The organism is Candidatus Methylomirabilota bacterium (assembly GCA_035315345.1).
In the GTDB taxonomy this organism is placed as follows: domain Bacteria; phylum Methylomirabilota; class Methylomirabilia; order Rokubacteriales; family CSP1-6; genus CAMLFJ01.
In genome coordinates this window covers 1-5,389 of record DATFYA010000192.1, presented here as the reverse complement: position 1 = coordinate 5,389, position 5,389 = coordinate 1, and the positions used below count along the sequence as shown (strand labels likewise).

Annotated in this window: 5 protein-coding genes; all 5 read right to left on the bottom strand. The window is 65.4% G+C overall.

Annotated elements, in window-relative coordinates; translation table 11 throughout:
* A partial coding sequence (gene ctaD, locus VKN16_24645; GenBank protein HME97408.1) for a cytochrome c oxidase subunit I occupies positions 1–1,821 on the bottom strand: 1,821 nt, incomplete at its 3' end.
* Positions 1,822–1,975: 154 nt separating this feature from the next.
* The gene (locus tag VKN16_24640; GenBank protein ID HME97407.1) at positions 1,976–2,770 is read right to left on the bottom strand and encodes a PRC-barrel domain-containing protein; all 795 of its coding nucleotides are present in this window, start codon (positions 2,768–2,770) and stop codon (positions 1,976–1,978) included.
* Positions 2,771–2,844: 74 nt separating this feature from the next.
* Positions 2,845–3,771, bottom strand: coding sequence for a sugar phosphate nucleotidyltransferase (locus tag VKN16_24635; protein HME97406.1), 927 nt, complete (start codon positions 3,769–3,771; stop codon positions 2,845–2,847).
* Positions 3,772–4,205: 434 nt separating this feature from the next.
* Positions 4,206–5,147 (bottom strand): AlkA N-terminal domain-containing protein, encoded by a 942-nt coding sequence (locus VKN16_24630; GenBank protein HME97405.1) that lies wholly within the window; start codon positions 5,145–5,147, stop codon positions 4,206–4,208.
* A gap of 51 nt (positions 5,148–5,198) precedes the next feature.
* The coding region (locus VKN16_24625; GenBank protein ID HME97404.1) for a hypothetical protein at positions 5,199–5,389 on the bottom strand (191 nt) is incomplete at its 5' end.

Here is a 5,389-nt window from a genome sequence, read left to right as displayed (position 1 = left end):
GTGGTACTCGAGCGCGAAGCGGGCGATGCAGTAGAGGGTCAGCATGCCGCCGATCACGACCGGCTCGATGCCGATGACAAGGCCTCCCACCATGACGAGCAGGCTCCCGGCCAGGAGGATCGGCCAGAAGGATGGCCGTGGCATGTGGATGGGCTCGAGCTGGGGCTCGGCAGGAAGCGGTTCGGCAGGAAGCCGGCGGCCCGCCTCGTCCCCATGCTTGCGCAGCCAGAGCTCATCCCGGTCACGCACGATCGGGATCCGGCTGAAGTTCCAGGGTGGCGGTGGCGAGGGGATGGACCACTCGAGCGTCCGCCCGTCCCAGGGGTCGGAGCCGGCGGGCGCGGCGGAGCGCGTGGTCTTGATCACGTTGACGAGGAAGACGACGAAGGACAGGGCGATGACAAAGGCTCCGATCGTCGAGGCCAGGTTCCAGAGGTTCCAGCCGAGATCGGGCGCGTACGTGTAGATGCGGCGCGGCATCCCGATGAGCCCCAGGTAGTGCATGGGGAAGAACGTCAAGTTGAAGCCCAGCAGCATGAGCCAGAAGTGCCACTGTCCGAGGTGCTCGCCGAGCAGCCGACCGAAGATCTTCGGCCACCAGTAGTAGACGCCCGCGACGAGGCTGAAGATGGAGCCCCCGAACAGCACGTAGTGGATGTGCGCCACCACGAAATAGCTGTCGGTCTGCTGCAGGTCCACCGGTGGCGAGGCATGCATGACACCGGAGAGCCCCCCCATGGTGAACATGCCGACGAACCCCAGGGCGAAATAGAGCGGAGTCCTGAAGCGAAGGCGTCCCCCCCAGAGCGTCGCGAGCCAGTTCAGAATCTTCACGCCGGTGGGGACGGCAATCAGCATGCTGACCGACGAGAACGCGGCGTCGGCCACAGGCCCCAACCCTACCGCGAACATGTGATGGCTCCAGACCCCGAAGGAGAGGAAGCCGATGAGAATGCCGGAGTAGATCACCATCGGGGTGCCGAATAGGGGCTTGCGAGCGAACGTGGGGATCACCTCGGAGGTGATGCCCATGGCCGGCAGGATCAGGATGTAGACCTCGGGGTGGCCGAAGATCCAGAAGAGATGCTGCCAGAGCAGCGGGTCGCCGCCCGCGGCCGGGACGAAAAAGAGCGTGCCGAAGAAGCGGTCGAACATGAGGAGGATGAGGCCCACGGTCAGCGCCGGGAAGGCCAGCAGCACCAGGAACTGCGTGACCAGGGCCATCCAGACGAACACCGGCATCCGCATGAGGGTCATGCCCGGAGCCCGCATGTTGATGATGGTCACCACGAAGTTGAGGGCGCCCAGGATCGAGGAGATGCCGAGGATCTGGATGCCCAGCATCCAGAAGTCGACGTTGAGGCCAGCCGAGAACCGCGTGGAGGTGAGGTTCGCATAGCCGAACCAGCCGGCGTCCGGGGCGGCGCCGAAGAGCCAGCTGGCGTTGAGGAGGAGCCCGCCCGCGAGGAAGATCCAGTAGCTGAGCGCATTGAGGCGGGGGAAGGCGACGTCCCGCGCGCCGAGGAGCAGCGGAACCGTGAAGTTGATGAAGGCCGTGGACAGCGGCATCACGGCCAGGAAGATCATGGTGGTCCCGTGCATGGTGAACAGCTCGTTGTAGGTCTGGGCCCCCACCAGCGTGTTGTCCGGCCGCGCCAGCTGGGCGCGCATCACCAGCGCCTCGAGACCACCGAAGATGAAGAAGGTGAAGGCAGTGGTACCGTAGAGCACTCCGATGCGCTTGTGGTCCACCGTCGTGATCCAGGACCACACCCGCCCCTGGCTCTCCACGTCCGGCATGAACACCGCTCGGGCGGTCATCACACGTCCTCGTCGATCCAAGTCCCTGCTTTCTCCCGGTCCCTCGCGCGCCGATCCCGCACCCACTCGCGATCCGTCCGCACCCGCTCCGCCTCGATCCACCCGGCTCCCGGACTCCTCCCTTCCGCTCCCCTTTCCGCCATGCCGAACACTGCTATCGTGCCTTCCGTTTCGCCTCGTCCCGCCAGGGTTGCCAGTAGCCCGGCCGGCCGTAGTGATCGTGCAACCGCGTCTCGTACTCGCGTTGCACGTGACCTGATGGATCGTACTCCGGGCTGCTCTTGATCTTCTCGCGCGTCAGATCGACGTGCAGCAAAGACTCGTTCCAATCCACGCGAGTGATCCACTCCGACGAAACCAGCACCTTCCTGCCGAACCACCAGTTACTGGTGTCCACAACCATGTAGCGGATCGACCAGTTCTCGTCGTCAACCAGGAAGTCTTCGACATGCCCCATATCGCCGTCTGTGGCCGCAATGTGGTAGCCGATCACGGCCGCCGAGCTCCTGAGATGCGGATCGCCACTCTCCTCGGACCGCCACTCCCAGCGTCGTTCGTGTTCGAGGGCGGTCGCCCGGCCAGGGGGCGTGACGGGAAATGGATAGCCGCCCCAAAGGTACGGCCCACTCCAGTACGATGGATACCCGTAGTACCGGTAGTATTCGACCTCCTGCTGGCGCGAAACCGGCCGGTCCGTGTCGATGTCCGGGCTCTTCTCCACCTGAGCCTTCGTCAACGCGGCGTTGATACGCCGGTTATCCCAATCGATGTCACCCAGCGCCATCGGCGAGACGAGGACCTTCCGGCCGCTCAGCCAGCTGCCGGTATCGACCACTAGGTGTCGGATCGTAAAGCACGTGTCGTCGAAATAGAATGCCTCGACCTGTCCAATGTCACCATCGGTCGCACCGATCGTAAACCCCCTTAGGCCGTTCACGCTCCTGAGCATCGCTCACTCCTTTTTCAGCTTCGCGGGTAGCTGCGATCTTCGAGACGGCCGCCGCGGGTCTGGAGACGTCTACGTTACGCCAGAGCCGTGGACGCCCCGACCCAGGGAGCCGAGACGCCAACTCCGGCTAGCGTTTTCACCACCCGCTCCGGACTTCCCAGGTCGCACCAAGTCAGCCCCCGTGCCTCCAGCACCGCGAGTGGTAGTGAGCACGCCTCCAGAATGGCCTCCGAGAAGTTCACCGTCGGGGCGAGGGAGTACGCATGGTGCAGCGCCCACCGCTCGTGTTCACTCCCCCAGAAGGCGGATACCCGGACCAGACGCTCGTAGAGACTCGGCACGCATTCACGACCGGCGGCGAGCACCGCGGCGAGCCGAGCGGCAAAGACAAAGGTGTTCCAGAGACACCCGCCGGCGAACAGTGCCTCCGCGACTTCCTTTGAGGGCTTCTCCTGAAATCGCCGAATGCCATAGACGGCACTCGGACCCGTCCACCCTACACGTTGACCCGGCTCGATCCAGCCATACTCCGTTTCTGGCCCGCTCGCTGGCACGCCAAGCAGCACCGTCCACTCCGGCTGTCGCTTCACGAGGTCGACCATCTCCGACACATGCGTCACAAAGACCTGTTCCTCTCCGATGAAGTGATCCGACGGAAAGAACACCACCGTTGCCTGTGGCTCGCGCGCCTCGATCCACAGGGCCGCGAGGAGCACGGCAGCGCCGGTTCCTCGATTGTCCGGCTGGTTGAGCACGTAGGGACCCGCTGAACCCGGTTGCCCGCCGAATTCGCCCGCCTGGTATCGAGCATGACTCTGCATGCCCACCACGACCGTGCGCTCCGGCGGGATGAGCCGTCCAACTCGGTCCAGGGTCTCGCGCACCAGTGTTCGCGATCCGAACAGAGGACAAAACTGCTTGGGTCGTTCGTCGCCGCAGACGCGACGGGCGAGCGGCCGCAACCTGACGCCTTCTCCTCCGGCGAGCACCACGGCCCACACGGCCTCATGCCCCTCCGGCTTGACTTCACTCTGACGACGGCCACTCAGCTTACCTGGACGTATCATGACGTTCCTCCCGGGAACTCCGCCGGCCCTAACTCGCCCCCGGCTCCCCACTCGTTCGCGCTCGCACCAGGGTGAGCCTGTTCATTTCGTCGAACTGCGATCCGTCGGGAGGCACGCTACCAGTCAAACGAATGAAGGCGTCATCAGGAGGAGGGTCATCTGCGTTAGGGAAACGAAAGAACTGGCGTTAAGACTGCGTATAGATCCGGCGCATCCGGTCTGATTTGCTCGCCCATGTCGCTCGGCGCCGGGCTGAAGCTTGGACGAGTATCGAGACCGCCATGCACGACGGCCTGAGTGGGCGCCAGCGGCAGGCGCTGAGGGCGGTGATCGCCGCCGAAGTGTCGCTCGAGCTGATTCGGCCATCTTCACGATGAAGATGCGGCGTGAATGAGATCTTTCCTCAGGAGGCTGCCGCCCAGGGCGTAGAAGTACAGGTAGCCTCGGTAGGCGCCGAAGCGCTCGACGCGACGGGTGAGCGATGCCCCCGGCCGAAGGTGCATCAGCGCGCCGAGCCCGCGCCCGGCGCCGACGTCGCCCGGGGGAAACACGTCGAGGCGACCGAGGCCGCGCAACAGTACCAGGCTGGCGCTCCAGGGACCCATGCCCGGCAGCTCGACGAGCGCTCTGAGTGCCTCGTGCGTGCTCAAGCCGGAGATCTTGTCTTCGGCCAGCTCGCCCGACTCGATCGCTCGAGCCAGGTAGCGAAGCGACTCGGCCTTCTTGAGGCTCAGGCCGCACTTCCGCAGCGCGTCGAGGCGCGCCTCGGCGACAGCGCGAGCCGTAGGAGGCGCATGGAAGCGGCGACCGCTCTGTTCGAGCTGCTCGCCAAAGCGCTCGACGAGTCGGCGCACGATGGCCAGACCTGCCTCCAGGCTCAGCTGCTGGAACGGTACCACGTTGACGAACGTCTCGAACCATTCGGCAAACCTCGGAGGCCGCATGCCGCGTAGGGCCAGCGCGACGGGCCCGAGCCTGAGATCCGCCTCCACGAGCCGTTGCACGGGGCCCGCGTCCACGTCGAGGCCCAGCACTTTCCGTAGGGTCCGGGCAAGCTGACGCCGCGTTGGGGTGGAAGGGTTGCCGTGGCGCAAGGAGTAGCGCACATCCGGGTCATCGATCGTCCCGCGGTTCTCCACCTCGACCAACGCGAGATCCTCCGACGTCCTCAGCACCCGTAGGTAGCGGCCCTCTTCCCAGATCTCGACCAGGTTCGTCGGCCGGCGTTGCAGCACGCGGACGGTGGCCTCGAGATGAAACGGGGCTCGGGTGCTGAGCCGTCCACCTGCCTCCGTGCCGGGGTGGGTCAATCGAGCGCCTGTCCTTGGCCGCAATGCAGACGTGCACAAGAGTCTGGACGGCTATTGGACGCGGGTCTCGTGAGACCTCGTGGACCCGGTGAGCAGCGTTTCCGCCGCACGCACGACCTGATCCGTGGTGAATCCGAACTCCCGCATCACCACCTCGCCCGGCGCCGAGGCTCCGAACCGGTCCAGCGAGATGGCGGCGCCGGCCGTACCCACCCAGCGTTCCCAGCCCAGGGAGCGCCCGG

What these genes read in the sequence shown, in the direction of transcription:
- VKN16_24640 (HME97407.1), bottom strand. Translation starts at nt 2,770, where the DNA reads ATGCTCAGGAGCGTGAACGGCCTAAGGGGGTTTACGATCGGTGCGACC.